22 protein-coding genes are annotated in these 26,502 nt (G+C 52.6%); 14 read left to right on the top strand and 8 right to left on the bottom strand.

Annotated elements, in window-relative coordinates; genetic code table 11:
• Nucleotides 1-104 precede the first annotated feature (104 nt).
• Both ACTH3S_RS00285 and ACTH3S_RS00280 read left to right on the top strand, forming a co-directional pair.
• Nucleotides 105-1,142 carry a porin gene (locus tag ACTH3S_RS00285; RefSeq protein WP_441807020.1) on the top strand — a complete coding sequence of 346 codons (1,038 nt, stop codon included), beginning with the start codon at nucleotides 105-107 and terminating at the stop codon, nucleotides 1,140-1,142.
• Nucleotides 1,143-1,232: 90 nt separating this feature from the next.
• On the top strand, nucleotides 1,233-2,117 hold the full coding sequence (locus ACTH3S_RS00280; RefSeq protein ID WP_441807019.1) for a CYTH domain-containing protein: 885 nt from the start codon (nucleotides 1,233-1,235) through the stop codon (nucleotides 2,115-2,117).
• A gap of 4 nt (nucleotides 2,118-2,121) precedes the next feature.
• Here the strand turns inward: ACTH3S_RS00280 and mgtE are convergent, their stop codons facing one another.
• Nucleotides 2,122-3,465: a magnesium transporter gene (gene mgtE / locus ACTH3S_RS00275; RefSeq protein ID WP_441807018.1), complete on the bottom strand. Its 1,344-nt coding sequence runs from the start codon at nucleotides 3,463-3,465 to the stop codon at nucleotides 2,122-2,124.
• Between the two features lie 23 nt (nucleotides 3,466-3,488).
• On the bottom strand, nucleotides 3,489-4,652 hold the full coding sequence (locus ACTH3S_RS00270) for a potassium channel family protein (protein ID WP_441807017.1): 1,164 nt from the start codon (nucleotides 4,650-4,652) through the stop codon (nucleotides 3,489-3,491).
• Nucleotides 4,653-4,730: 78 nt separating this feature from the next.
• Between ACTH3S_RS00270 and glnE the strand changes: the two genes are divergently transcribed.
• From glnE to ltrA, 4 genes are all read left to right on the top strand, one after another.
• Nucleotides 4,731-7,634, top strand: a complete 2,904-nt coding sequence (gene glnE / locus ACTH3S_RS00265; protein ID WP_441807016.1) for a bifunctional [glutamate--ammonia ligase]-adenylyl-L-tyrosine phosphorylase/[glutamate--ammonia-ligase] adenylyltransferase — start codon at nucleotides 4,731-4,733, stop codon at nucleotides 7,632-7,634.
• 79 nt (nucleotides 7,635-7,713) lie between these two features.
• The gene (locus ACTH3S_RS00260) at nucleotides 7,714-8,640 is read left to right on the top strand and encodes a branched-chain amino acid transaminase (RefSeq protein WP_441807015.1); all 927 of its coding nucleotides are present in this window, start codon (nucleotides 7,714-7,716) and stop codon (nucleotides 8,638-8,640) included.
• 87 nt (nucleotides 8,641-8,727) lie between these two features.
• Nucleotides 8,728-9,132 (top strand): DUF6165 family protein, encoded by a 405-nt coding sequence (locus ACTH3S_RS00255; protein ID WP_441807014.1) that lies wholly within the window; start codon nucleotides 8,728-8,730, stop codon nucleotides 9,130-9,132.
• A gap of 775 nt (nucleotides 9,133-9,907) precedes the next feature.
• A complete protein-coding gene (gene ltrA, locus ACTH3S_RS00250; protein ID WP_441807013.1) occupies nucleotides 9,908-11,176 on the top strand; it encodes a group II intron reverse transcriptase/maturase in 1,269 nt (422 codons plus the stop codon).
• A 72-nt stretch (nucleotides 11,177-11,248) separates the two neighbouring features.
• Here ltrA and ACTH3S_RS00245 read toward each other — a convergent pair whose 3' ends face one another.
• Genes ACTH3S_RS00245 through ACTH3S_RS00230 form a run of 4 tightly spaced genes read right to left on the bottom strand, consistent with a single transcriptional unit; the run spans nucleotide 11,249 to nucleotide 15,572 of the window.
• Nucleotides 11,249-12,229, bottom strand: a complete 981-nt coding sequence (locus ACTH3S_RS00245; protein ID WP_441807012.1) for a glycosyltransferase family 8 protein — start codon at nucleotides 12,227-12,229, stop codon at nucleotides 11,249-11,251.
• Complete coding sequence (locus tag ACTH3S_RS00240; protein ID WP_441807011.1) at nucleotides 12,222-13,163, bottom strand: glycosyltransferase family 8 protein; 942 nt, start codon at nucleotides 13,161-13,163, stop codon at nucleotides 12,222-12,224. The genes ACTH3S_RS00245 and ACTH3S_RS00240 overlap by 8 nt, the downstream gene beginning before the upstream one ends.
• Nucleotides 13,160-14,545: an O-antigen ligase family protein gene (locus ACTH3S_RS00235; RefSeq protein WP_441807010.1), complete on the bottom strand. Its 1,386-nt coding sequence runs from the start codon at nucleotides 14,543-14,545 to the stop codon at nucleotides 13,160-13,162. Before ACTH3S_RS00235 ends, ACTH3S_RS00240 begins: the two co-directional genes overlap by 4 nt.
• Nucleotides 14,538-15,572: a glycosyltransferase family 9 protein gene (locus ACTH3S_RS00230; protein WP_441807059.1), complete on the bottom strand. Its 1,035-nt coding sequence runs from the start codon at nucleotides 15,570-15,572 to the stop codon at nucleotides 14,538-14,540. Before ACTH3S_RS00230 ends, ACTH3S_RS00235 begins: the two co-directional genes overlap by 8 nt.
• Before the next feature lie 352 nt (nucleotides 15,573-15,924).
• Between ACTH3S_RS00230 and ACTH3S_RS00225 the strand changes: the two genes are divergently transcribed.
• Nucleotides 15,925-16,596, top strand: coding sequence for a 3-deoxy-D-manno-octulosonic acid kinase (locus ACTH3S_RS00225; RefSeq protein WP_441807009.1), 672 nt, complete (start codon nucleotides 15,925-15,927; stop codon nucleotides 16,594-16,596).
• A gap of 61 nt (nucleotides 16,597-16,657) precedes the next feature.
• Here ACTH3S_RS00225 and ACTH3S_RS00220 read toward each other — a convergent pair whose 3' ends face one another.
• Nucleotides 16,658-17,329, bottom strand: coding sequence for a hypothetical protein (locus ACTH3S_RS00220; protein ID WP_441807008.1), 672 nt, complete (start codon nucleotides 17,327-17,329; stop codon nucleotides 16,658-16,660).
• Between the two features lie 228 nt (nucleotides 17,330-17,557).
• Here ACTH3S_RS00220 and ACTH3S_RS00215 point away from each other — a divergent pair, with 228 nt between their 5' ends.
• The 7 genes from ACTH3S_RS00215 to rffA are packed head-to-tail and all read left to right on the top strand — an operon-like array spanning nucleotide 17,558 to nucleotide 24,495.
• The gene (locus tag ACTH3S_RS00215; protein ID WP_441807007.1) at nucleotides 17,558-18,676 is read left to right on the top strand and encodes a glycosyltransferase family 4 protein; all 1,119 of its coding nucleotides are present in this window, start codon (nucleotides 17,558-17,560) and stop codon (nucleotides 18,674-18,676) included.
• A complete protein-coding gene (locus ACTH3S_RS00210) occupies nucleotides 18,677-19,744 on the top strand; it encodes a CDP-glycerol glycerophosphotransferase family protein (RefSeq protein WP_441807006.1) in 1,068 nt (355 codons plus the stop codon).
• A gap of 40 nt (nucleotides 19,745-19,784) precedes the next feature.
• Nucleotides 19,785-20,831, top strand: a complete 1,047-nt coding sequence (gene rfbB, locus ACTH3S_RS00205) for a dTDP-glucose 4,6-dehydratase (protein WP_441807005.1) — start codon at nucleotides 19,785-19,787, stop codon at nucleotides 20,829-20,831.
• Between the two features lie 22 nt (nucleotides 20,832-20,853).
• The gene (gene rfbA / locus ACTH3S_RS00200; RefSeq protein WP_441807004.1) at nucleotides 20,854-21,765 is read left to right on the top strand and encodes a glucose-1-phosphate thymidylyltransferase RfbA; all 912 of its coding nucleotides are present in this window, start codon (nucleotides 20,854-20,856) and stop codon (nucleotides 21,763-21,765) included.
• Nucleotides 21,758-22,801, top strand: a complete 1,044-nt coding sequence (locus tag ACTH3S_RS00195) for a TDP-N-acetylfucosamine:lipid II N-acetylfucosaminyltransferase (protein WP_441807003.1) — start codon at nucleotides 21,758-21,760, stop codon at nucleotides 22,799-22,801. Before rfbA ends, ACTH3S_RS00195 begins: the two co-directional genes overlap by 8 nt.
• Before the next feature lie 3 nt (nucleotides 22,802-22,804).
• Nucleotides 22,805-23,368, top strand: coding sequence for an acyltransferase (locus ACTH3S_RS00190; protein WP_441807002.1), 564 nt, complete (start codon nucleotides 22,805-22,807; stop codon nucleotides 23,366-23,368).
• Complete coding sequence (rffA, locus tag ACTH3S_RS00185) at nucleotides 23,365-24,495, top strand: dTDP-4-amino-4,6-dideoxygalactose transaminase (RefSeq protein ID WP_441807001.1); 1,131 nt, start codon at nucleotides 23,365-23,367, stop codon at nucleotides 24,493-24,495. The genes ACTH3S_RS00190 and rffA overlap by 4 nt, the downstream gene beginning before the upstream one ends.
• On the opposite strand, the gene ACTH3S_RS00180 is transcribed toward rffA, so the two are convergent.
• Nucleotides 24,475-26,502, bottom strand: a complete 2,028-nt coding sequence (locus ACTH3S_RS00180) for a glycosyltransferase (RefSeq protein ID WP_441807000.1) — start codon at nucleotides 26,500-26,502, stop codon at nucleotides 24,475-24,477. The genes rffA and ACTH3S_RS00180 overlap by 21 nt on opposite strands.

Raw genomic sequence — 26,502 nt, 5'->3', positions numbered from 1 at the left:
TTGCAGCCCTAAGATCAGAGCCATCCAGTTGACCTGGGGCACCCTAAAAAATCGGGATTAACCCGTTGTTAAAACCTGACATAACTCGCAAAAGGAAATACAACATGAAAAAAACACTCATTGCATCTGCTATTGCTGCTGTTGCTTTCTCCGGTGCAACATTCGCTGCAGAGGGTAATTTGTCTGCTTCCGAGCTGGCGGCCAAGATGGATTCTATGCCGCAGGTTTACGGCAACATTCAGCTGGCAATCACCCACGACAACTATGATGGCGGCCCATCTGCGACTGAACTCGCCGACAACGGCTCCACTATCGGCGTGAAGCACGACCACGTTCTTGCTCCGGGCATCGTTGGCTTTTTCAAAGCCGAACTGGAATTTGATGCCGACAACAAGGCTGGCAACAGTGGCCTGGGTAGTTTCGACGAAGCCTACATTGGTGTGCGCGGCGATAACTTCGGTCAAGTATGGGTAGGTTCTGATGACTCTACTTACGAAACCGCTGTAGACGAAATTGCCAACTTCTTTGAAGTTGCAAGCTTGAGCCTTGGTGGCCTCTACGACACTGGCGAAGGCGATCTGGTTCAATATAAAGCACCGTCTTTCGGTGGCTTGACTCTGGGTGCAGCCGTTCAGTTCAATGGCGACGGTGACGGCATGAAGAACAAGAAGTCATACCCTTACCAGCTGTCAGCTGTATACGAGATCGACGCGTTGGAACTGGCGTTTGCCGTGGATTCTAACGACGGTGGCGAGAATTATTCCAGCGGTGCCCCTAGCGTCAACAATGAAAACACCTACGGCCTGCGTGCCAGCGGTAATTTTGCGAACCTGCGTGTAACCGGTCAATTCCAGACCCGTAAAGATGTTGCTGACATCTACGGCCTGATGGGCGTTTATACACTAGGCAAAAATCAGTTTGCTCTGGCATATGAGTATCAAGAAGATGATAACTCTAGCTCTGACAAAAACGACACTATCACGCTGCAGGCACTGCATAGCTTGTCTGACAACATGTACGTATACGTTGAAGGTTACATCGGCGGTGGCGACGAGGTATACGAGTATACTGACTCCTCTGGCGCTACCGCGACTACGGATGAGCGCTCTGTTGCTGCCGTTGGCGCAACTTACTACTTCTGATCAGCCGCTAGGCTAATCCAGTAGTATAAAAAGCCGGTGACCTAGGTCACCGGCTTTTGCGTTTTTAGCCCCGTGTTTTTTGGAGAACCTATGGCTGTAGAGTTGGAAATTAAACTCACCCTATCGAAAGGCGCCCAAGCTCAGGCCCAGGAATGGCTGCTGGCCCGCCCCGAGGCCCAAGCAGGAGTAAGGAAAACGCTGGTGAATTGCTACTACGACACGCCTGGCGCTGAACTTAACCAGCAGTACGCAGCCTTGCGTGTGCGCCAGGCCGGAAACCAATATATCCAGACACTCAAGACTCAGGGCGAATTTGTTAACGGTGCACACCGTCGCCAGGAATGGGAATGGCCGCTTTCAGGGCCTTCACTTTCGCTGGGCTTGCTGGCGGATACACCGCTGGGAGGTGGAATCAATCTGGCACAACTCGCGCCTGTTTTTGAAACCAACTTTACCCGGCAGATTGTCATGCTGGATGACGGTGAAGCTGTTATTGAGTGTGCTGTAGACGAGGGCATGATTGTTGCGGGTGAACACGAAATGCCGCTTCATGAGGTGGAGTTCGAGCTTAAGTCTGGCGACCCTTCCCGGCTTCTTGTTTGGGCAGAACGGTTGGCCCGGCAATGCCCGGTTTTTCTGAACCTGATCAGTAAGGCTGAGCAGGGTTATTGTCTTGCTGGCATGCACGAATCTGGTGAGCAAGCTGGTAATACCGCCGATGGGTACGACGATATTGACCAACTACTGCGCCAGCTTAGCAGAGCGTGGTTGGAGCAAAGAGCTGTTGCGCTTGAAGGTATCGATGTTCAGCGGCTCGGCACCCAGGCGGAAACGTGCGGATTAGGGCAGCCATTTTCTGCGCTGCTTGGGCGGCTGGCTAAGGGCGAGTCCCCCAGGCAGTTACTTAGCGAGCCAGAAATTGGTCAGTGCCAGCTGGGCTTGCTGGCTAATCGAGAAAAGCAGTCTGCAGAGTAAGGTGTTAAGGCCCTAAGATCATCGAAGCGATCGTGAAATAGATCATTACGCCGCTTACGTCGGCAATGGTCGTGATAAGCGGTATGCTCGCAGCAGCCGGGTCTACGCCCAATCGGTTGAGTAACAGCGGTAACAAGATGCCTATCAGGCCGCCGGCAAGCACAACCGCAATCATAGTTATCGCCACTGTAGTGGCAATGGCCATTTCCGTGCGGAACATGCCTACCACCCACACGGTGAGTGCCATGGTTAAGCCGAGTGCCGCTGCCACCAGCAGCTCTTTATTAAATAGCCGAACCCAATCGCTGTTTACCACATCCCCGGTGGCAATACCTCGTATCACCAGCGTGGCGGACTGGGCACCTGCGTTGCCAGCACTGGCAACCAGCAAGGGCATAAAGAACAGCAAGGCCAGGTGGGCGCCGATGATATCTTCAAAATGTGCGATGCCAGCACCGGTAAAAATGTTGGCAAATACGAGAATGATCAGCCATTGAATCCGTGAGCGGTAAAGCGAGAAAGGTGAGGCCGTGGTAATGCCGGTTTCCAGATTGCTCACCGACCCCCCTTTGTGAATATCCTCTGTTGCTTCTGCCTCGATAACATCCATGGCGTCGTCGTAGGTGATAATCCCTGCAAGGCGGTCGTGATCGTCCAGTACGGGGAGGGCCAGCAGGTCGTACTTGGCAATCAGCCTGGCAACGTCGTCCTGAGATGTGTTCGTATGGGTAGATACCAGACCGGTCGCAAGCAGAGAATCAATAATGGAATCAGGCTGGGCGATGATAAGGCGGCGCAGGGATACTACGCCAATTAGCACCTGGTTCTCGTCAATCACGTACGATTGATAAATGGTTTCTTTGTCTTTGGCTGTTTTGCGCAGAATGTCTATGGCTTCACTGGCCGTGATACCTGATTCAAACACTGCGTAATCCGTGCTCATCAAAGAGCCGGCAGTTCCCTCAGCGTGAGCCAGAAGTGCAGTCAGATCCTTTCGGTCTTCCTCATCAAGCTTACTGATGAGCTGTTTCTGACGAGATTCATCAAGTAGATTGAAAAAATCAACCCGGTCATCCGATGGCATTTCGGCTGTAAGCAGCGCGAGTTCCGCCAGCGGCGTTGCCTGTGTTAGCAGCAGCTGGGTGTCTGGGTTGGTGTAGCCCAGAACCTTCGCACGCAAAGCCAAGGGCAAGCTCTGGAACAGGGCGCCACCTGAATCACTTTCCAGATTTTGTTCTATAAATTCAGCAAGGTCCGCAGCATTAAACAGATTCGCTGCGTTTACAACGGCTTGGTGCTGGCCCGATGCAAGCGCATCCACCAGCGGCTGAAAAAGTACGGATTCCATAGACGATGCCTAGTAAAAATCACTCAGTGGGCAGCGGGAGAGTCGGCTGAGGTTGGGTTGTCCTGCAGGTTTCTCCATTTCTTCAGAAAAACGCGATAGCGTTCCAATGCGTCTTTTACCACTTCAAGATCTGGGGGGTTACTTGATTTCACCAACACGATAAGCCCTTTCCCCTCGATTTCACCGTTTACGGGCGGATGGCAGATAACTTCGTCGCTATCGTTAATATACGCCAGCGCGGTGCCAATGCCGTGGCGAATTAATGCGCTGACAATATCAGCCCAGTTTAGATCGTCAAGCTCCAGATCGTAGCGGTGTGGGTGATCGTGCTCATAATTGAACATGTCTTCCAGCACCGTTTCCGACCCCGGTGCTACCACAGATCGCACCATAATCTCCGGGTAGGTACGAACCGGGCGTATAATCGCCCGCACGCCAAGCTCTTTGAAGCGGCTACGATTCGCGTCTGTAACACACTCCACAGTGGTTTTTTGGCCAAGGTTAAGCTCGGCTAGGCGATGGGATATGTCGAACGTAAGGCTGTCTGAGTGGGGGTCGGATTCGTCGGCGGCTAGCACAACAATGTGCCGTGTGCTTCCCGCATGCACCGCCTTCAATGCTTCTGGATCGAACCCGGAGCCATGGAAATGTACGATGCCAAGATCAGACAGTTCGGCTGGGAGACCATTCGGAAACTCGCGCGTGAGTATCATGATTGGAATGGTTTCGTAGCCCTGTACAGAGCGGATTTGTGTGGCAAAACGCATGAAGTACGTCATGCCGCCGTGCTTCGGGGTATTAATAATGACAATGTGGTTGTTCATTTTATAGATCCAACGTCCGGTTAGGATGCGTTCCCGGCGGTAGAACCGGTACTCGATAAAATCGCTGACAATCAGGGTCAGCATGGTGATTGCGCCCACAAACATGAGCAGGATAGTGCTGATTCGGCCAATGTAAGTCACGGGCGCGTAGTCGCCGTAGCCCACCGTGGCAATCGTTGTCATTGTCATCCACAGCGACTCAAACAGCGTCAGCTCTTCAACCGTCCAGATTATAAGAATGTGCACGGCCAGCAGCGCTAACAGAATCATGAACAGGCGTTTCGCCCGTTTCCGGATGAGTCCGCCCATCGGCAGCTTGCTTTTTTCGTGTTCTGCGTTAAGGGGGAAGCGGTTTCTCAGCATCCGGTGTTGGCCTGTTCAGTCTCGAGTAAGTTCGTTATACAGTAACGGGAATATAACAGAGAAACAGGGGTTTGCATTATGTCCGAGCCATGGAGTTGCCTTCCACTAACGCTGGCAGACGAAGTTGCTGGTAATTGGGCGTCGGTTTTCCCAGAGGGCTTGCCTGGCTGGTTGCTGAACGACGCCCAGGTTTCGGCGGAAGTGGTTGCGCAAGCTATGGCCCGGAGCCCATTTTTGCGTCAGACCCTTGAGCGGCATCCGGAGCAGGTGCATGCCTTGTTGACGTCCAGAGCGCTGAGCCACCCAACCACCTCGGATTACCTTCATGAACGTTGGCGCGAGTATCTTGTGGATGTGACCGACGAGCCTGGCTTACACACAGAGTTACGACGTTTTCGTAGGGAAATGCAGTTCCGCATTATCTGGCGGGATTTGATGCGGTGGGCAGATCTCGCCGAGACCATAGCTGCCACCAGTGCATTTGCAGAAGTGTGTATACAGGCCGCGCTCGGCTGGCTGCACCAGGCGGCCTGCGAGCAGTATGGCACGCCGTGGGGTATCGACCCGGTATCGGGTGCAGAGGCGCCGCAATCGCTGATCGTTATAGGTATGGGGAAATTGGGTGGGCGCGAACTTAACGTATCTTCTGATATTGATCTGATTTTTGCTTTTCCTGGGAAAGGTGAGACTCGGGGTGGTCGGCGTTCCCTTGATAATCAGCAATTTTTCATTCGGCTGGGCCAGCGACTGATTCAAGCGCTGGATCAGATCACTGCCGACGGGTTTGTGTTTCGTGTGGATATGCGCTTGCGCCCCTACGGGCAGAGTGGGGCGCTTGCGTTGAGTTTCGCAGCGCTGGAGACCTATTATCAGGACCAGGGTCGAGACTGGGAACGCTATGCCATGGTGAAGTCCCGGATAGTGGCCGGCGACCCCGAAGCCGGCCAGGTTCTCATGGAGAGCCTTCGGCCGTTTGTGTATCGCAGGTACATAGATTTCAGTGCATTTGAATCTTTGCGCAGCATGAAGGCGATGATTAGCCGCGAGGTTCGCAGGCAGGGGCTGGAGAACAATATCAAGCTTGGCAGCGGAGGTATCCGGGAAATCGAGTTTGTGGTTCAGGCGTTTCAGCTTATTCGCGGTGGTCGCGACAGAGAATTGCAGCAGCGTGAACTGTTGGTGATTTTGAATGAGCTTGAGGCGCTTGAGCTCCTGCCCTCGCCGGTGGTTAATGAGCTCCGCGAGGCTTATGTTTTTCTCCGTAACCTGGAGCATGCACTGCAGGGCATGGAAGACAAACAGACCCAGCTATTGCCAGAAGACGAGCTTACGAGCGCGCGGGTCGCATTGATCATGGGCTTTAAAGATTGGCACGGCTGCCAGAAAATGCTGGCGCAACACCGGGAAAACGTTGCCACCCACTTTGCCAACATTATTGCCACAGAAGAGGGAGAGGAGGGCGCGCAGTCTGCCCTTGATGAAGGCTGGTTTGAGCTATGGCTGGCGGAAGTTGATGAGGATTCAGACACCAAATGGCTTGAGGAGCACGGTTACGAAGATCCGGTCGGCAGCTTAAAATTGCTCAGCAGTCTGCGTGACAGTCGCACGATTCAGACCATGCAGACCCAGGGGCGTAAACGGCTGAATCAGTTTATGCCAGTGTTGCTGGAGGCGCTGGCCGAGGTGGACAACCCGTCAGAAACCTTATCCCGCGTGCTCCTGCTGGTTGAAGCTATTTTGCGCCGAACCGCATATATGGTGTTGCTTTTGGAGAACCCAGGGGCGCGCACCCAGTTGGTCAACCTGTGTAGTGAAAGCCCATGGATTGCACGACAACTCGCAGAAACGCCGCTGCTGCTGGATGAATTGTTAAATGCTGAGAGCCTTTATCATCCACCAGCAAGAGACGAGTTACAGGATGATTTACGCCAGCAAATGTTGCGAATTTCCTACGATGATTTAGAAAATCAGATGGAATCGCTGCGACATTTCAAAAAAGCTCATACGCTCCGGGTTGCCGCATCCGAGCTGAAGGGCACTTTGCCGCTGATGAAAGTGAGTGATTATCTGACATGGATTGCTGAGGTTGTCCTGGATCACGTGGTCGACGTGGCGTTTTCCAATTTGGTTGCTCGCCATGGTTATCCGGGTCGCGCTGGTGGCGCAACCAACGAAACGGATTTTGCGGTTGTGGGTTATGGCAAGCTCGGCGGTATTGAGCTTGGCTACACGTCGGATTTGGATTTGGTGTTTGTTCATAATGCAGATACAGAGTTGGCAACCGATGGTGAAAAGTCTATTGATAACGCCGTTTTCTATACCCGTTTAGGGCAGCGAATTGTCCATATACTCAATGCACAAACCCCTTCTGGTCAGCTGTATGAAGTGGACATGCGATTGCGGCCCTCCGGCAATTCCGGGTTGCTGGTGAGCACTCTGCAGGCTTTTGAAAAGTACCAGCGCAGCGACGCCTGGACCTGGGAGCATCAGGCGCTTGCCCGGGCTAGAGGTGTTGCCGGGAGCTCCAAAACGCTTGCTGCTTTTGAGGCTGTTCGGCACGACACGCTTTGTCAGAATCGTGATAAGAACACGCTGTGCCAGGAAGTGGTAGATATGCGTGAAAAGATGAGAGTCAATCTGGGCACGCCGGAAAGCCGCCGGGAGGAAACCTTCCATATTAAACATGATGCCGGTGGCATTGTGGATATGGAGTTTATGGTGCAGTACCTGATGTTGGCGTGGAGTGAGTCGCACCCGGAATTAACCGGGTGGTCTGATAATATCCGGCAAATGGAAGAGCTGGGCAGAGCTGGCGTGTTGCCGGTGGAAGAATCTGAGCAGCTGCGAAAAGCTTACATTGCGTTGCGCTCATGCATTCACCGGCGGGCGCTGCAAAATCTCAACAGCCAGGTGGCGGGGGATGCATTTTTGGAAGAACGGCGTTACATCCGGTCTGCCTGGCAGAAAATCATGGTCAGATAGTGGCTCGGGTGTCGTTCCGTCAAAATTTCCTGCTAGAATGCTAGCTTCCCCAAAACCGCTTTTTTAGGAGCAACGAAGCATGTCGATGGCTGATCGCGATGGCGTTATTTGGCTGGATGGTGAAATGGTTCCCTGGCGGGAAGCTAAAACTCACGTCCTGACCCACACCCTGCATTACGGCATGGGCTGTTTTGAAGGAGTGCGTGCCTACAACACTGCGAATGGCCCGGCTATTTTTCGCTTGAAGGATCATACCGATCGCCTGTTCCGGTCTGCCCACATTCTGAACATGAAAATGCCGTTCAGCAAAGAAGAGCTTAACGATGCTCAGTGCGCGGCCGTCCGCGAGAATAACCTGGACGAAGCATACTTGCGCCCGATGGCCTTTCTGGGCTCAGAAGGAATGGGTCTGCGCGCAGATAACCTGAAGGTCCACGTTATGGTTGCCGCCTGGAGCTGGCCTTCGTACATGTCGCCGGAAGCCAAAGAAATGGGCATTAAGGTTCGCACCTCGTCTTATACCCGTCACCACGTCAACATCACCATGTGTAAGGCCAAGGCAAACGGCAACTACATCAACTCCATGCTGGCCCTGAACGAAGCCATTGCCAGCGGTTGTGAAGAAGCCTTGTTGCTGGATAACGAGGGCTATGTAGCTGAAGGCTCAGGTGAGAACATTTTCATCATGCGCAATGGTGTTCTGCACACGCCAGAGCTGACTTCTTGCCTGGAAGGCATTACCCGCCAGACCATTCTGGATTTTGCCGCCGAGTTGAACATCCCCGTGAAAGAACGCCGTATTACTCGCGACGAAGTCTATGTTGCCGATGAGGCTTTCTTTACCGGCACCGCGGCAGAAGTACTGCCAATTCGTGAACTGGATGGCCGTGCTATAGGTGCAGGTAAGCGTGGACCGGTTACCGAGAAACTGCAGGCTATGTATTTTGATGCGGTGCAAGGAAAGCTGCCCCAGCATAGTGACTGGCTCACGTTGGTTAAAAACTGAGAATAAAGATTTTACAGCCGTCCTCTGCTACCCAGCAATTGGGCGGCTTCTTTGTGTTTAAATTCATCAAATTGACAGGTACAGACAATGGCAGACGTCATTAAAGTTCCGGTTTCTTTCGGCGAAGTCCTCGATAAGATCACCATTCTTGAAATTAAATCCGAACGTATCAAGGATGAGGCCAAGGTGCGAAATGTCCGGCTTGAGCTGGACGAACTAAGCGCGACCTGGAACGAGGCGGTAAAAGATCAAAGCGTAATTGCAGATCTGCGTAAACAGCTGAAGGCTGTGAATGAAGAGCTTTGGGTTATCGAGGACGATATTCGGGACGAAGAGGCCGCGCAGGATTTCGGCCCCAAGTTTATTGAGTTGGCTCGCGCGGTATATGTCACCAATGATAAGCGAGCGGCGTTGAAGAAAGACATCAACCTGGCACTGGGTTCGCGATTTGTAGAAGAAAAATCTTACCAGGACTACACCGCCAGAACGTAAGTTGGCCAAGACGAGAAAGGCGCCCATTGGGCGCCTTTTTTGTTTGCCCGGCGAAGCCGGCAAACCCGGCCACCTGAGAGAAGGTGGCGTCACCCCGACCGAGGGGAAGACAATCCGACTGGCAAGGGCGCTGCTGGCCAACGGCGGGGTCTGAAGGAAGCCATAGGAAGCAAGATGGACGTAGCGAGAGCGAACCTGATTCGGCGGTCTGCTGGCGGTGAGCGTGCAAAATAGCGCGAAGCCCGATACTCGGTCAGCAGCAGGACGTGTTTGAGGATGGCCTATCTTGCAGGGAGCTGGTGCAGTAACCGGGGAAGCCTGACCCCGCACCCTGATGTCAGGGCGCATGGCGCCAAGGTGAAAGCCAAGGTCCATGTGGGGGCGAGGTGGCAGATGACGCCGTAGTAGTGTTGAAGTTCCGGCCTGAGAAGCCTGGTAACAGCGTGGAGGAGAAAACCGGAACGACTCTGAGCGGAGGTTTCAGGGTAGCCGCCGAGGCGCAAGCCGACGCGGTTAGCGAAGGGCGGAAGTAAACGCAACAAGGGTTGTTGACCCTGAGTGCGTTGGAATGGGTTGATACACAAGCCACCTGACGAGGTGGGGGCGCAGAGCCAGTGCCTGCCGGGGACGGTCAGGTCACACTCTGGTCTGTATCCGGGAGTAAGTCCGTGTTGGGCGGTAGATTGCCAAAGCGCTAGCACCCCGTCGAACACGGTCTGAAGACCCCAGCCCTGACCAGTGCCTCTTGGCGATGCGCCCACACAGAGCGGCAGGTATGAGGACCTACTACAGCCTTTACAGTCGCTTGCTCTCGAAGCAAGCCTTGTATGATGCCTTCAGGCAGGTGAAACGCAACAAAGGTGCGGCCGGAATCGATGGGCAGAACCTGAGTGCGTTTGAAGCCAATTTGAAGGCGGAGCTGTCGTGCCTGCTCACCGAGCTGAAGGAGAAGCGCTATCAGGCGCAACCCGTACGCCGTGTCACCATCCCCAAAGCGGATGGCGGCGAACGGTTACTGGGGATTCCGACGGTTCGGGACCGAGTCGTGCAACAAGCCGTGCGCGCGATACTGGAACCGATCTTCGATGGGGATTTCCACCCGTCGAGCTACGGCTACCGACCGGGTCGAAGTGCCCACCACGCCACTGCCAAAGCCCAACTGTTCATTCGTCGCTACCACCGCCAATGGGTGGTGGATATGGATCTGTCCAAGTGCTTTGACACACTGGACCACGATCTCATCATTCGTCGGTTCCGGCGTAAGGTAACGGATGGCAGTGTCCTGGGGCTGCTCCGGCAGTTCCTGAGCAGTGGCGTAATGGTCGGCCACCAGTATGAGGCCACCCCACAAGGCAGTCCTCAGGGCGGGGTGATCAGTCCGCTGATCGCCAACGTCTATCTGGACGCCTTCGATCAGCACATGAAACGCCGGGGGCACCGGATCGTCCGCTATGCAGACGACATCCTGATCCTGTGTGGATCAAAGCCTGCGGCTTACAATGCGCTGACCGTGGCCAGCGCGTACCTGGAAGATGAGCTGAAACTGACAGTCAACCGCAATAAGACCCATCTGGCACACAGCCGTGAGGGTGTCGCGTTCCTGGGTGTGGTCATCCATACGCGCTTCACGCGCATACAGGAGCCGAAATTGCGGGGGCTGAAAGCCAAGCTCAAGGAGATAACCCGCCGCAACACGGGGGAAAACCTATCGGACGTGATCCGACGGCTTAACCCGATACTGCGTGGGTTTATGAACTACTTCCGGGTGGCAAACGGTACACGGGTGATCAAGCAGCTGATGGGCTGGTTAAGGCGGCGCCTGCGCTGTCTTCAGCTAAAACAGTGGAAAAAGCCAACCCGCCTGCACCGGCGATTAAGACAGTTGGGCTACCAACCGCCGTTCAGATCGATCCGGATGAAAAGCTGGCACAATGCGCAAAGTCCACTGGCCAGCTACGCGATGCCCAACCGTTGGTTGCATGATGAACTGGGTCTGGTCGACTTGACCCGACAACGAATGGGGCTCTGTGTCCCGGTCTTGTAGGATAGGCGTTTACATGAGCCGTATACGTGGTCCGTATGTACGGTTCTGTGAGAGGGCTGAGGCGGCAACGCCTCACCCTACTCGATATTCGTGGTAGAGGTCATAACCTTTTTCTTTGTACCAGGCCTGCCACTTCAATTGCCGCCTCAGTTTCTTCAGTCGGGATACAGACGCATAAGACTTAAGGTAATCGCCAAAGCCGGGTCGTGATCTTGGAGACTCGTCTAACTTATCGGCAAAGCGATCGTACTCGCCGGCCAGTGGGTGGAATCGCACCTTCCGCCACGGCTTATCCCAGCCGATGTAGTGGATGATTCCAGGGGATAGCGTGGCTTCAGCGATCTCGCTTTGTGGAAAGGCCGCCGTTTGCTCACCAGGCCGATACAAACCGGTTTGATGATTCCACTTCAGGTGCAGATGTTTCCATTTGTCATGCAGTACGCCGTTCAGTGCGCACTGGTCATTGGTACTGATTCTGTCAGGGTTCTCTTTTTTGAATTCAAACACTTTTTCCGGTATTCCATCGCGCCGCCATAGATCAAGATTGATCAACAGCATGCCGGAATTGAAGTACTCGTTCTGTGGGATTCCGAGCTTTTTGTAGGTGTGACCTGAGAGGTTTTCGACTGCGCCAACGTGGAAGTCAGATATGTCGGTTTCCCACAATTCGATGATGTCGCCTTTGACGATCATATCGCAGTCCAGGTAGAGAACCTTGTGCACAGAGTCATCGAATATTTCAGGAATGGAAATCCGGTAATAAGCCGATGACGTTATGTGTTTGATTGTCGGCAGGTTGTCGTACCGATCACTGTTGAACGTAACAAAGTCGACACCTGTGGCACCCAGTTTCTGGACCTCCCGGCTCATCCTGGCTTTGTTTTCGCCGGATATTCCGCCATCCAGGCAAAACAGCGAGACACGCTCCGGCGCCGAGCAATTTGCCAGTAACGAGTGAAACAGAACGGTCAGGTGAGGGGCGTAATTGTCATCAGAGCTTGCAACAATACCGACTGCATCGGCGGGCAGGCTCCGGCGCTGATCATCACTCATGGTTGGCGTTACTCTGTTGGAAATTTTTAATAGCGGACTGCCGTCTGTAGGCTTTCCAGCGCTGTCTCAATGCAAAAAAGTACCTGAGGTAGACCTTCAATGAGGCATCGGGTGGAGGAAGGTCCGCCCAAGGTGTACGCCTAACAAACGCCTTGTGCTGCGTTTTGAAAGGGTGAAAGCAATAGATCGTCCAGGGTTTTTTCTTACCGGTAAAGTGCACAATTTCCGGGCTCAGAATCGCTTTTTCCATGCTTTTCTGCGTGTAGGAGCTGCCCTCATGATACTTTTTGACGACTTTGTAAATATCGGACTGCTGATTCCATTCCGGCAGCAGTCGTAGCCAGCGGCCCCTCAGAACTGCATTCAGGCTGCATTGATCAACGTACTGCAGGTTGTGTGCATGTTCCCGTGCGTAATCGGTAACCTGGTTGTGGACTTTCTCTCGCCTCCAACCCTCAAGGTCAATTAACAGCACGCCTGAGTTGAAGTATTCAGTGCGTGGTAAACCGATGTCCTTGCAGGCTCTTGGTGACAGGTTTTCGACTGCGCCAACGAGGTTGCCCTCAAGGTCTACTTGCCACAACTTCTCCAGGTTGCCGAGAACCAGTGTGTCGCAATCTATGTAGATGATCCGCCCGATATCCGAAGGAATGTATTCGGGTAAATTGATGCGTTGGTAAACAGCCTCCCCGTATCTCAGTGTGGGCAGGCCTCGGTACAGTGCATCATCAGGCTGGTGAACTTCGAGTTGGCTATTTTGTTTGCTGATGAGGTCTTGCAGCTTGCGAATGCTATCGGAAGAAATGCTGCAATTTATCAGGTGAAATGTAATCGGTGTTCCAGGCGTTGAGGCCAGCGCCGACAGCATCATGACGGCAGCGTAGGGGACGTAGTTTTCATCACAACAAGCCGCGACGTGAATCCTGGTAGTCATGGGCTCGGGTCCTTGTCCTGCGGTTGAAGATAAAAAGAGTAGATGAACCCCACAACAACAGCATTGATATAATGCCCCGTGGTATACAGGGTGTATGACTCAAAAAGATTTATTGCAGTCCAGAAACCAAAGAAGCTGAGTGCAAATACGAAAACATCAGCGGGCATTCTACCATTTCGATAGGCCGCAAGTGCAGCGTATCCAATCCAGGCGGTCATGGCTAACAGAATAGCTGAGCCAATCAGCCCGTTGGCAACCAGGGATTCAATAAATGAGTTGTGCAGATGACCAAAGTTTTTCTTGAATTGGTCAGAGAAAAACTCGGATTGGTTGATCAGGTCTTTGGTGCTGCCAGGCCCCCATCCCATCAACGGGCGTTCTTTCAGCCACTCGAATGCGACCCGCCAGGAAACTAGCCGAACGCCGTGACTGGTGCGCGGGTCGGAGTTTTGCTCCGGTAGGCTGGAATACCCCTCTATCGTGAGGAGTCCTCCGCTACCAGACTGACTGTTGGTAAGTGGGGCTTTGACTCTTTCTGGCGCATTCAGTCCAGCAAGTACAAAACCGAACAGGAGCAGCAGGGCCAAGCCAAAAACAGCTTTTTTGTGCCCCTTGCCAAATGACTTGTCTTGCTTTCTCCATATGAGACAAACAGCCGTTATCAGGCCAATTGCGGTTGCTATCGTAATCCCAAGCCAGGCAGCACGGGTCTGAGTAGCGATTAATCCAAAGACAGCTACGGCAAGCGAAAGGATCATGAGAAATATCATCACCAGGCGCCAGCGGCGCGAGCTCGCCTTGATGGCTCGGTGCATGAAGCACACGATGCCGATAAGAGCCGTTCCAAAAAACATGGCTGTGTGCTGGGCGTTGTGGATACCGAAGTCTTCCCGGTTTCCCGCCCATGCGTTAATCCATTGGCCAGAGCCGATAGTTGTCGGCAAGTATACAGCCAAGCCGAGCAGGGCCAGCAGCAGAAGCGCCCAGCGATAAGGGCGGGCAATAATGCCCATGCCAAAAGCAACCAGAAACACCAGCACCGGCTTTAAAACGTACCGCGTTTCGCGGGTTTCGGGGTCAATGCCCGGGGGTAAGCTGAAGGCGTACCAGAGCCTTGCCAGTACAAGAAAGCCGAGTAGCGCCAAACAGGTCAAGAACAATGGATCGCGGACGATAGTAGAGCGCAGCCCGGTTTCTCTGCCTGAAACGAAAGCTAGCCAGAGAAATGTCAGGATCATGACGCTCTCCGCGCTACGATACACTGCCAGCAAAGGGAGGTAACAGAACATGAAGGTTGCGAGAGCAACAATAAACAGTTTTTCGCCGAGGTTTTTTTGAGAGAACCAGGGCGTGAGGGCTGAGAGTGGAAGGGCGTTAGTCATTGTGCTGCGCGATCCATTCATCAAGCTTGGTGCAGACTTCATCCACGCCAATTAGATCCATAGCGCCTACAAATTCCGCCTTGGCTCCCCAGCGGGCAGTTTCAACGGTTTTGCCAGTATGCGTTTTCAATGCCTCTGCATAGCGATTAACGCACCACGATAATGTGTTGTAGGGGCCGGACCGGTTAGGATTGCTCGCTGCATAAAGACCAATAACATCGGTGCCCACGGCGCTGGCAATGTGTGCCGGGCCGGTGTCGGGAGCAACAACAAGATCAGCTGCCGCCATTAACGCCGTCAGCTGTTTGAGGGTATCCTTGCCGCAGATATTGGTAACCGGTTGCTGCATCTGATCAGATATGGATTTACAAAATTCTATTTCAAAGGGCGCAGGACTGCCAACCAGGATAACATTCATCCCGTGCTGGCTTATCGCATGGTCGGCCAGACGAGCGTAGCGGTCAGCCGGCCAGTTGCGAAGCACATGACTTGCGCAAGGGCTGATGATCAGGTTTCTACTATCCGGTGCAAGATGTGTTACCGCGAATTCCTGGTCGCTCGCTGAAAGTGGGATCAGCCATTTTGGCGGAGCAGCCTTTAAACCTAAAGGCTCAAGGAAACTGGCCAGACAATCACGAACGTGCTGTTTTTGAACAGGTGCAATTCGGCGATTTATAAAAAGGCTGTGGAGGTCTTTGCTACGTGCGTTGTCATAGCCCACCCGGATCTTTGCAGGAATACAGGCAGAAGCAAGATTGGCTCGAAAGGCGACCTGCATATGCAGTAAAGCGTCAAATTTACGCCCTCGCATTTGTTTTCGGAGGTCTGAATAGCCTTGGCGACCGGCCTTCTTGTCAAAGATAATAAACTCGACTCCGGGCAAGTCGCCCACCAGCTTTGCTTCGATTTTTCCGATGACCCAGGTGATTCTTATATCGGGAACCTGTTCCTGAAGGCTAAGCACAACGGGTATGACGTGAGTAACGTCTCCAATGGCAGAAAGGCGGAGAATGCAGATGGAAGTGATCAACGTTTGTTCTCTTGGTAAAGTACAATCTGTAAATAGGCTATGGCCCATAGAATGTATTCGTCTCATTTCTGCGTGATATTATCCGGTGACTGAAGCCAGATAAAGCCGCTCATTTCCACATGACCAGGTGTCCGACTTGTTCGCGAATAGGCACTTATGACGACGGGTGCTCCTGAATCGGGCTTTTGTGCGTTCGGTTTGGGCGAGTTCTTAAAGATATGATTCAGTGTACCTGAGTTGGTGGTGCGCTTTAAGACGCATGTAGTGTGTTCCAAATATCGAATAACCAAAAGGTTTTGATTGAGTGGAATTTTCGCGGGAAAAATTGATTTCTGACGGAGCCATGCGAATGCTGGTTTCGCCTGAGATGGCTGACATAACCAGCGATTGGTTTGATCCCGGATTTTGGGGGACCAAAGCGCGCTCCGTCGCAACTGGAGGACGCGGCGGAGCTTGGTTTGTAAACTCGCCGGAGGGCGCTGTCGTTTTGCGTCAATATCGTCGTGGCGGCCTGGCTTCGAGGCTTTCAGGTCGTAGCTATTTTTATACAGGCGATGAGCGAACCCGGTCTTTTGCAGAATTTCGGTTGCTGAAAGAGCTCAGTGACATGGGGTTGCCTGTGCCTGATCCAGTGGCAGCGTTGGTTCAACGAAATGGCCCCCTGACTTACTGCGCTTCTATTATTATTCGACGAATTCCAGGAGCGGTGCCATTACCGGAATCTGAGTCTTTGCAAGAAGCCGCGCTCTGGTGTCGGGTTGGTGCAATGTTGCGTCGGTTTCACGATGCCGGCCTTTATCACGCAGATCTAAATTGCGACAATATTCTGGTTGCTGATGACGGGCTTTTTTTAATTGATTTTGACAAGTGCCGGATGCAAAAAGCTTCCCCGGGGCCGGCAAGCTGGAAAAGACGCAACCTGTCACGGTTATGGCGCTCAGTTCGTAAGCGTTGCACAAACTTAACACCGGAAAGCAAAGAGCTTGTGTGGCTTGCCTTTTGCCAAGGCTACGGTCATTAACGAACAGGTGGGCCGTGAGTTCTGATTCGACGGCGCAAGAAGTGACCGACGCTAAGATTGACTATGGCATTCTGTAGTGAGTTGAGTTGAGTTGAATGCATTGCTGATAATGCTGGCTGAATGCTTCGAATTGCCGGTGATTCAACCCGCCGTCAATTCTGAGTTTTGCGAGATCTTTACCGATATGAAGGAGCATTGGAAGGTTCATGCCACTGAAAACTCTCGCCCGACCGAAGTCAATGAAGCCGATGGGGTGATGATGGTTATGTGTATCAATGAAGTTCTCATGCTGAGGATCCAAAGTAACAACGTGCCGTCGATGAATATCTGCCATGAATTCAGCGAGGCTTTCCACTCTGTTTTCAGTCGCCCAGTTAACGGTTGAACCGGGTAGCAGGGTACGTAAATGCAGTGTGCCGCTCAGGTTGCGGTTATGCTTTACGTTTATATAACCCATTGAGTCGGGGGTATTCAGGTCTCCAAGTCGGCATAGTGCATCATGCTCGCGCTTCCAGACTTTTCGGTAATCCTTGCGCCCGGAAAAATGAGAGTAACGCTTGAGAATGTACCCGTTTTCAGTCAGAAAAACTTCTCTCAGGGTGTTGTAAACCCACCGCTGTTTAATATAGGTAAGACTCGGGATTTCGCCCGTATGTTGCAAGACTCGATGCTTGCCGAGAAAAGCCAGCTCATCTGGGTGCCAACCAGGCGGCTGACGGCCAATATCGTTCATGCTATATGGGCTCTTATCGATAGACACTCAGGCGCTCAGGTCACGATTGTTGGTGAAGTGGCCGAAAAGCTTGATATGAAGTCGCGTAACTTATCATGTGGTGTTTTTCATGGCATCAAGAGTTTTTGCAGCTGCATTGCGTCTGGATTTGGCTAAGATGGTCAGTGTTCAGAACAACGAGACAGATCCGGAATATTATTTTAATTATATGCGAAGGAGTTCCTCTGCTTGAGTAATAAGACTGAACAGCGAGAAATGCTGGCGATTTTATGCCTTACGGACGCTTGCGATCGCCCGGAGAGTGAGCTCTTTATCGGCCTTAAAAATGCCGGGTTTAGCGTTGATGTCATGTGCAACCCGAAAGGTCGAAATTATCAACGCCTGGTTGCTGAAAACATGGTCGTTCAGCAAATGGCGTTGAAAAGTCGTTTTGATAAAGAAGGCATACAGGCGATCAGCAAACAACTGAAAAGCAGACGCTACGACATTATCCACGCCTACAATCCGCGAGCTTTGGCATGTGCGCTCCGCGCGTCGAAAGGCACCAGCATCAAGATCGTGGCTTACCGGGGTATTATCGGCAATATCAGTTTTTTGAACCCGGAGTCCTGGATTACATTTTTGCACCCGAGAGTGAGCAAAATTGTCTGCGTGGCAGATGCTATCAAGGATTATCTGGCAAGCTTGAAGTTTCTCTGGATGCGCATTTCAGATGAAAAGCTCATCCGTATCTACAAGGGTCATGATCTTGCTTGGTATCAGGCAGCGCCAGCCAACCTTGAACAGTTTGGTGTGCCGGCTGGAGCTTTTGTCGTGTGCAGTACGGGGCGAAATAATCCCAGAAAGGGATATGATGATCTAATTGACGCTATGAATCGTTTACCTGATGACCTAAGCGCACACTTGCTGTTAGTCGGTGATGCAATTGACAGTCAGGAGCTGAAAACTCAGGTTGCTCAGTCAAAGCATCCTGAACGCATTCATTTCACCGGGTACCGAGACGATGCGCCGGCCATAGCCGCAGCGAGCGATGTTTTCGTTCTGCCTTCGAAGGAGCGGGAGGGGCTGCCCAGAGCGGTTATTGAAGCAATGGCTTATGGCGTGACACCTGTGGTAACCCGTGTGGGTGGGATGCCCGAGCTGGTCGAAGAGGATGTGAGTGGTTTGGTAGTTCCCCCCGAAAACTCTGTGGCACTGTCTTCGGCGATCGAGCGCTTGTACCGTGACAAAACGTTGCTCGATAAGCTAGGGCGGGCAGCCAAGGCAAGAATTGCGAAAGATTTTCATACATCGCAAACCGTCCGTGAAACGGGCGAACTTTACAAATCATTGATGGGTAAGAACTGAGTGCGCAGGTATCTGTTTTTCGTCAATCAGCCATATTCCTACTCAATACTGCGGCCATTGCAGGCTGAAATTCGGCGCCGTGGCGATGACGTTGCCTGGTTTATTGCAGGATGTTCAACCGCCCCACTGAAGCCGGATGAGAAAAGACTGAAGACGGTGAAAGAAGTTCAGGCTTACGGAGCGGATGCGACCTTTGTGCCGGGCGACTGGGTACCTTATTTTTTCCCGGGCATAAAAGTAGAAGTGTTCCATGGCATGGCCAGAAACAAGCGCGGACACAAAAACGAGGATGAAAGCGACCATTACCGAATTCGGGGCTGGTTTGACCTCTATTGTACTCACGCGGAGAAAGACACTGAAAAATTTCAGGCCCTGGCTCAGGAATTAGGCCATTTTGCGGTAGCCAAGACCGGCTGGCCCAAACTCGACCCGCTGCTCCGGAATGTGAATGGCGGTGAACGTGCCCGTCCTGAAGGGGAGCCGCCAACCGTATTTTTTGCCTCGACATTCAGCCGCTCGGTTACCTGTGCGCCTCAGCTGGCGGACGAGATTGAGGCACTCTCCGAGAGTGGCAAGTGGCGGTTCATCGTAACCCTGCATCCAAAAATGGAAGAATCTGTTGTCGAACGCTACCGGGGTATGCAGAGCGCTAACCTGAAATTCGTTGAAAGTGATGAGGATCTGGTGCCGCTATTGCCAGAAGCAGATCTTATGCTGTGTGACACCTCGTCAATCATGTTTGAGTTCATGTTTCTCCAAAGACCTGTGGTGACCTTCCGTACCAAGATGCCTGGCCCTTACCTTATTGATGTTCAGAGCGTTGATCAGCTGGAGGATGGCCTGACGCGAGCCGTCCAGCGGCCGGAACAATTGCTTGCCGCACAAAAGGAACTGTGCAGCGACCTTCACGTGTTTTTCGATGGGCGCTCGAGTGGGCGGGTACTGGATGCGGTTGATCAGTTTTTGCTGGAAAAAAAGCATACCTTGCGCCCCAAGCCGTGGAACCTGCTGAGGAAACTGAAGGTAAGGCGGCGGTTGCAAAGGGAATTGGCCCAAACGCCTCACTAGTCAGTGATGCCATTGAGTTTGAACCTGATGGGAGTGTGGTATGAAAATTCTGGTCACCGGGGGTGCCGGTTTTATTGGCTCGGCAATGATCCGGTACCTTATCGCGCAAACCGATACCGAGGTCGTCAATGTCGATTTACTGACTTACGCCGGTAATCTGGAGTCACTGGGTGGAGTGTCTGGCAGCGATCGATACAGGTTTGAGCAAGTTGATATCTGTGATCAGTCTGCGCTGCAGGCTGTTTTTGATGCGCATCAGCCCGATGCGATAATGCATCTGGCGGCAGAGAGTCATGTTGACCGGTCCATAGATGGCCCTGCCGCATTTATTCAAACCAACATCGTTGGCACCTACACGCTGCTCGAAGTTGCGCGAAAATACTGGTTGGCGTTGTCTGAACACAAGCGAGAGGTGTTTCGGTTTCATCACATCAGCACCGATGAAGTTTTTGGCGACCTTACCGCCACGGATGAGTCTTTTACAGAAAGCACCCGGTATTCGCCGAGCTCGCCATACTCAGCCAGCAAAGCCAGCTCTGATCACTTGGTCCGTGCCTGGTACAGGACATATGGCCTGCCGGTCGTTGTCAGCAATTGTTCGAATAACTATGGCCCGTTCCAGTTTCCGGAAAAGTTGATCCCCTTGATGATCCTCAATGCTTTGGCTGGTAAGCCTTTGCCGGTATATGGCGATGGTCTTCAGGTCCGCGATTGGCTTTTTGTTGAGGATCACGTCACGGCGCTTTATACGGTGTTGAGGGAAGGGGAGTTGGGCGAAACCTACAACATCGGTGGGCAGAGTGAGAAAACCAATCTTGAAGTGGTGCATTGTTTGTGTCGGTCCCTTGATGAGCTGGTTGAAACCAAACCTTCCGGGCTGTCGACTTTCAAGGAGTTAATCTCCCATGTGACGGATCGACCGGGTCACGACCGCCGGTATGCTGTTAATATCGAAAAAATCCGGCATGAGTTGCGCTGGCGCCCCAGTGAAACATTTGATTCCGGTATGCGGAAAACGGTGAGCTGGTATCTCGATAATCTCGACTGGTGCCATCGAATTCTTGAAAAATCCGATAACGCACACTGACACTCAGCAGAGTTGAGCAATTATGAAGGGTATTATTCTCGCAGGTGGTACCGGCTCTCGCCTGTTCCCGATCACCATGGGTGTTTCCAAACAGCTTTTGCCTATTTATGACAAGCCTATGATCTATTACCCGCTCTCGGTGTTAATGCTGGCGGGTATCAGTGACATCCTGATCATTACCACACCCGATGATGCGCCTGCGTTCAAGCGCTTATTGGGGGATGGCAAAAGGTTTGGCATTCAATTGAGTTATGAAACCCAAGAAAGCCCCGACGGTCTCGCCCAGGCATTTCTGATTGGAGAGGAGTTTATCGGCACTTCAGATGTTTGTCTGGTGCTTGGTGATAACATTTTTTACGGGCAGGGTTTTACGCCCATGTTGAAAAATACTGTGCGCCAGCTCCAGCGAAAACGAGGCGCGACGATTTTCGGCTATCAGGTCAAAACGCCACAGGATTTCGGGGTCATTGAGTTCAATAGTGAAATGCAGGCTGTGTCGCTCGAGGAAAAGCCTGAACACCCTAAGTCCAATTTTGCGGTGACGGGTCTTTATTTTTACGACAATCGGGTTGTAGAGTTTGCCAAAAACGTAGCACCGTCCGCTCGCGGTGAACTTGAAATAACCGCGATCAATAATGCGTACCTGGACGATGGCTCACTGAGCGTCCAGCTCCTTGGTCGCGGATTCGCATGGCTCGATACCGGCACCCATGGCACCCTCCTGGAAGCGGCACAATTTGTCGAAACTATCGAAAAACGTCAGGGATTCAAGATCGCCTGCCTTGAGGAGATTGCCTGGCGCAATGGCTGGCTGGATAACGCGGGCATGCTCAGCGCTGCAGCGTTTTACGCGAAAAGTGGGTATGGGTCGTATATAAGGGAGCTGGTCGACGAATCTGACACTTTCGATAAGAGTGATGCGTCACTTGAGTAACCAAAGAGTTCTGCACATTTGCCGGGCAGAGAAGTTCATTCCACCGTTTATCGATTTGGTACAGGCCAACTTTGATCCGGCCCTGCATGAATTTGTCATTTTTGGTGACCATGAGAAGTTCAGCAGTGAGGGGCGCCCAAGCGTACATCGCGTAGGAAAGGGTTTTGTCGAGAAAACAGCTGCAAAAGCTCGATTGATTGTTCAGATGCATCGCGCGGATCGAATCATTCTTCATGGGATGTTTACCCGTGCGGTCACCAAGATGCTGTTTCTGATGCCGTGGCTGTTAAAGAAGACCTACTGGTTTATCTGGGGTAATGATCTTTACGGCAAGAGAGATGCGAACTCGAAACCAGGTCTGAAGGATTTCTCCAGGCGGTTTGTTATCAGGCATATGGGGCATCTCGTCACCCACGTGCCAGGTGATATTGAGCTTGCCAGGGAGTGGTATGGTGCTGAAGGGAAAGCCCATCACTGCCTGATGTATACCTCCAATCTGTTTTCGGATTCGGGCGTTGGTGAGAGAACCACCGATTTTGTCGAAGTTCAGGTGGGCAATTCTTCTGATCCCAGTAATAACCATCTTGAGATTTTTGAAAAACTGGCGAGTCTTCCGGCTAATAATTTTCGCGTGCTTGCGCCACTTTCTTACGGCAATCAGCAACATGCCCTCCGAGTTATTAGCGAGGGCAAGAAACTGTTTGGCGACCGATTTGTGCCGCTCATTGATTTCTTGCCATTAGCGCAGTATCAGGAATTTCTTGCAATGATTGATGTTGCCATTTTCAATCACAATCGCCAGCAAGGACTCGGCAATCTGATATCGCTTCTCGGTATGGGAAAAAAAGTATATCTGCGGCGTGGTATATCAACTACCAGCTTGCTGGATTCGCTGGACATTGAGTGGTTTGATGTTGAAAAGATCGATTTGTCTCCGATGCCCGAGGTTTCAAGGGAAAGTAATATGCAGCGAGTGCGGCAAGTCTTCTCAAAGCCTAACTTAATCGCACAACTCGATGATCTTTTTAAGGGGTGAGTAGTGGGTTATCTTTCTGAAAGTGCGCTCGAAGAACTGAATTTCAGGAGTCTGGGGCGGGGCGTCAAGATAAGTGATAAGGCAAGCATCTATGATGCAGATCTGATGGACATAGGCGACTTCTCCCGGGTTGATGATTTCTGCATTCTGTCAGGCAAAGTCTCCCTTGGCAGGTATTGTCATGTGACACCCATGTGCCTGATTGCCGGTGGGCAACCGGGTGTGGAGCTTAGAGATTTTTGCACTTTGGCTTATGGTGTAAAGATTTTTGCCCAGTCAGATGATTATTCCGGGGAGACCATGGTGAACTCGCTTATTCCACGGAAATACAAGCGAGAAATTTTTGCTCCGGTTCGGCTGGAGCGGCAGGTTATTGTCGGAACAAACTCGGTCATACTCCCCGGTGTAACGGTTGCCGAAGGCTGCGCAATAGGGGCTATGACTCTGGTCGCAAAGAGCACCGAACCCTGGGGAATATACGTTGGAAGTCCGGCCCGGTGGCTCAAGGCGAGAAAGAAAGATCTGAACGAACTTGAAAACAGATTTTTACAGGAAACAAACGCGTGATCCCATTTAATCGTCCTCCTTCGACGGGAAATGAGCTGCCCTTCATCGAAGAAGCGCTGAAACAGGGAAAACTTTCTGGCGACGGTCCGTTCACCGAACTGTGTCAGCGGTGGTTTGAGCGCCAGTTGGGCTGTGAGCGGGCATTTTTGACCCCCTCCTGTACCCATGCCTTGGAGATGGCGGCCCTGTTGATTGGTGTGAAGCCCGGCGATGAAATTATCATGCCAAGCTACACCTTTGTCAGCACCGCTAATGCGTTTGTACTTCGTGGCGCGCGCATTGTGTTCGTAGACGTCCGTCCGGACACCATGAATATTGATGAAACTCTGATAGAGCAAGCGATTACCGAAAGAACCCGGGCCATTGTTCCTGTGCATTACGCCGGCGTCGGATGCGACATGGACGTTATTATGGAACTAGCCAATCGTCATGGGCTTTATGTGATCGAAGACGCCGCCCAAGGCATGATGGCCGAATACCATGGCCGCCCTTTGGGCGCCATCGGGCACCTGGGTACGTTCAGCTTTCATGAAACGAAAAACTACACCAGCGGTGGTGAGGGCGGATTGCTCATCATCAACGATGAAAGCTTTGTAAAGCGGGCTGAAATCATTCGGGAAAAGGGTACCAACCGCAGTCAGTTTTTCCGCGGCATGGTCGACAAGTACAGCTGGGTTGGGGTGGGTAGCAGCTATCTCCCTTCCGAGCTTCAAGCTGCATACCTCTGGGGCCAGTTAAACCGGGCCGAGCAGATTCGTGACAATCGTCTGGCTATCTGGAAGCGGTATCACCAGGCGTTCAAATCCCTGATTGCAAACGGTATTGTTGACGGGCCTGCACGGCCGGAGGCGACGGCACACAATGCCCACATGTATTTTCTGAAAATCCGGGATCTGGAAGAGCGCAGCGCCCTGATTGATCACCTAAAACAAGCCGGTGTTATGGCTGTATTTCACTACGTGCCGCTGCACTCCACGCCGTTTGGCGAGACCGTGGGGCGATTCCACGGCGAGGAACGCTATACCACCAGGGAGAGCGAGCGCTTGGTGCGTCTGCCTCTCTGGTACGGCATGCTAGAGGAAGAGCAGGAGCGCGTCATTCAGTCGCTACTTGCGTTCTTCGGCTGATGAGTGATTTTTTCGCCGGGGACTTAACGTCCACAGGCCCGCGTATTTGTTAAACGTCACTTGAGCGTAGGTGACCGCCGTCAGGTAACCCACTGCGCCATCAAGAAATCCGAACCGGATAAAATAAACCTGCACAAAGGTCATCAAACCCCTTAGTGTCGGGTAGATCATAGTGCGCGTTTTCTTGCCCTTCCGGTGCTTTTCCAGCGATCCCAGCCAGGCATATTTAGAGCTTTTCTCCAGCGAATGACCAAAGTCTCTGTGAGTGTAGTGAGTCAGGCGACCGCGCAGCGTTTTGGTCTTTCGTCCTTCCGGAATCAGGATCCGCTCATGCACCAGTGCGTCGGAGAAGCAAACGCCTTCCCGCCGGAACAGTCTCAAAGGTGCCCTGCCACTGCGGCCGAAATCCAGGCGAGCGCCATAGATTGTGACGGCCCAGGGGAGTTTGTAAGCATCTGCGTCGGGATCGGCAAGCCGGTGGTTGATTTCCCGGGCAAGTTCCGGGGTTATGCGCTCATCGGCGTCCAGTGACAGTACCCAGTCGCCAGTGGCTTTTTCCAGCGCTCTCTGTTTCTGAACACCAAAGCCGGGCCAGTCGGTGACCTCAAGGATGTCGGCATACTGTTTTGCAATCTCAACGGTTCTGTCTGTGCTTCCGCTGTCAAGTACAATAATTTCGTCAGCAACCAACCTGGCCGACTTCAGACAATCGGCAATGTGGTCTTCCTCGTTTTTCGTGATGATTGTGGCTGATACCGTTCTCATCCGTTGCCTTACGTAAGAGGTGCTCAGCTCGTTGAAGAGTGCAGCGGCAATGCCTGAAACGGACACCAGGTAGAAGGTCAGGAACAGCGTTCGGTTAAAGGTCGCTTCGGTCAGCCCAAAGAGGAGGTAGCCAACGCTGATCATTGAGCCTGACACGGCGAGGTGTGCCGTAGCCGTGTGTGTGCTGAACAGGTGTCGTGCGAAAATCGCCAGAGGTATGAAAATCAACAGCGCCCAGCTGAGAATGCCTAGAATACCGCTGGTAGCGGCAATGTTGAGTACATCGCCGTGGGCGTGGCCGGTGCAACAGTCGATCAGCATGGCAGAGGCCTCCCCGTTTGCGACTGCCGTCTCGATTTCGCGCGTGTAGCCTCCGAGACCGACACCGATCCAGGGGTTGTCTGCAAACATGTGCCAAGCCTGTCCCCAAACTTCCATTCGGATCGTAATGCCCGAATCCAGAGTGTCACTGTGCATAAACCTGTCGAACTGGCCTGGCACGCGATCGTTGGTAGCAATGGCGGTCACCAGCAAAACAGGAATTGCGACCATGCTGACGATGCGCAGATTTCTGCTGAGTAGTGGCATCAGGAGCAACAGAAAAAATGGCAGTGCAATCAGATTACTCCGGGTTTGCGACAGCATGGCAATGGCGGCAGCTCCGGTACCCATAACGATAAAAAGAAGCGCAAGAGGGCGTCGCTTGCTGCGATAGAAAAACAGCCCGCCCGTCAGAGTGAGAAAGCTGCCCAGCAACGCGATATTCCCAAAGCTGATCGGGTTGATTCCGCCGCCAAATCGGCTGCTCAGAAGCGTGGCCATAGAGCCCTGGCTCGTGATCAGCGCCGAACCCAGCAGAGCAAAAATGGATGCAGCCAAGAGCCCAGCCGCGGCGAATACCGTGTTCGCGCCCAGTCGGCCATAGCTCAGGGCGATAATCAGGGGCCAGAACAGAATAAAGCGGGCGTGAGCGCCTAGCGTTTTCCCACCCTCATAACTGAAGCCTTCAACAGCCCAGGAGCAAACGCTCACGAGTACAAAAAACCAGAAGGCAAAATGCAACAAGCGTAACTCTTTTGGCTTATCCCACCCCGCTTGGTACAGGGATTTCCTGTAGCTGATCACAAAACCTGTGATGGCGAGCAAAAGAGTGGCAGATGCCAGCACGCTGGACGATAGAAGTGCGCCCGCAACACCGATTACAAAAAGCAGGTGGATAGGCTTTTTGATGGGGGCGGTCAT

The organism is Marinobacter sp. (assembly GCF_052094685.1).
Lineage (GTDB): Bacteria > Pseudomonadota > Gammaproteobacteria > Pseudomonadales > Oleiphilaceae > Marinobacter.
This window is presented reverse-complemented; position numbering and strand designations above follow the sequence as displayed.

What these genes read in the sequence shown, in the direction of transcription:
- ACTH3S_RS00285 (WP_441807020.1), top strand. Translation starts at nt 105, where the DNA reads ATGAAAAAAACACTCATTGCATCTGCTATTGCTGCTGTTGCTTTCTCC.
- ACTH3S_RS00280 (WP_441807019.1), top strand. Translation starts at nt 1,233, where the DNA reads ATGGCTGTAGAGTTGGAAATTAAACTCACCCTATCGAAAGGCGCCCAA.
- mgtE (WP_441807018.1), bottom strand. Translation starts at nt 3,465, where the DNA reads ATGGAATCCGTACTTTTTCAGCCGCTGGTGGATGCGCTTGCATCGGGC.
- ACTH3S_RS00270 (WP_441807017.1), bottom strand. Translation starts at nt 4,652, where the DNA reads ATGCTGAGAAACCGCTTCCCCCTTAACGCAGAACACGAAAAAAGCAAG.
- glnE (WP_441807016.1), top strand. Translation starts at nt 4,731, where the DNA reads ATGTCCGAGCCATGGAGTTGCCTTCCACTAACGCTGGCAGACGAAGTT.
- ACTH3S_RS00260 (WP_441807015.1), top strand. Translation starts at nt 7,714, where the DNA reads ATGTCGATGGCTGATCGCGATGGCGTTATTTGGCTGGATGGTGAAATG.
- ACTH3S_RS00255 (WP_441807014.1), top strand. Translation starts at nt 8,728, where the DNA reads ATGGCAGACGTCATTAAAGTTCCGGTTTCTTTCGGCGAAGTCCTCGAT.
- ltrA (WP_441807013.1), top strand. Translation starts at nt 9,908, where the DNA reads ATGAGGACCTACTACAGCCTTTACAGTCGCTTGCTCTCGAAGCAAGCC.
- ACTH3S_RS00245 (WP_441807012.1), bottom strand. Translation starts at nt 12,229, where the DNA reads ATGAGTGATGATCAGCGCCGGAGCCTGCCCGCCGATGCAGTCGGTATT.
- ACTH3S_RS00240 (WP_441807011.1), bottom strand. Translation starts at nt 13,163, where the DNA reads ATGACTACCAGGATTCACGTCGCGGCTTGTTGTGATGAAAACTACGTC.
- ACTH3S_RS00235 (WP_441807010.1), bottom strand. Translation starts at nt 14,545, where the DNA reads ATGACTAACGCCCTTCCACTCTCAGCCCTCACGCCCTGGTTCTCTCAA.
- ACTH3S_RS00225 (WP_441807009.1), top strand. Translation starts at nt 15,925, where the DNA reads ATGCTGGTTTCGCCTGAGATGGCTGACATAACCAGCGATTGGTTTGAT.
- ACTH3S_RS00220 (WP_441807008.1), bottom strand. Translation starts at nt 17,329, where the DNA reads ATGAACGATATTGGCCGTCAGCCGCCTGGTTGGCACCCAGATGAGCTG.
- rfbB (WP_441807005.1), top strand. Translation starts at nt 19,785, where the DNA reads ATGAAAATTCTGGTCACCGGGGGTGCCGGTTTTATTGGCTCGGCAATG.
- rfbA (WP_441807004.1), top strand. Translation starts at nt 20,854, where the DNA reads ATGAAGGGTATTATTCTCGCAGGTGGTACCGGCTCTCGCCTGTTCCCG.
- ACTH3S_RS00180 (WP_441807000.1), bottom strand. Translation starts at nt 26,502, where the DNA reads ATGACCGCCCCCATCAAAAAGCCTATCCACCTGCTTTTTGTAATCGGT.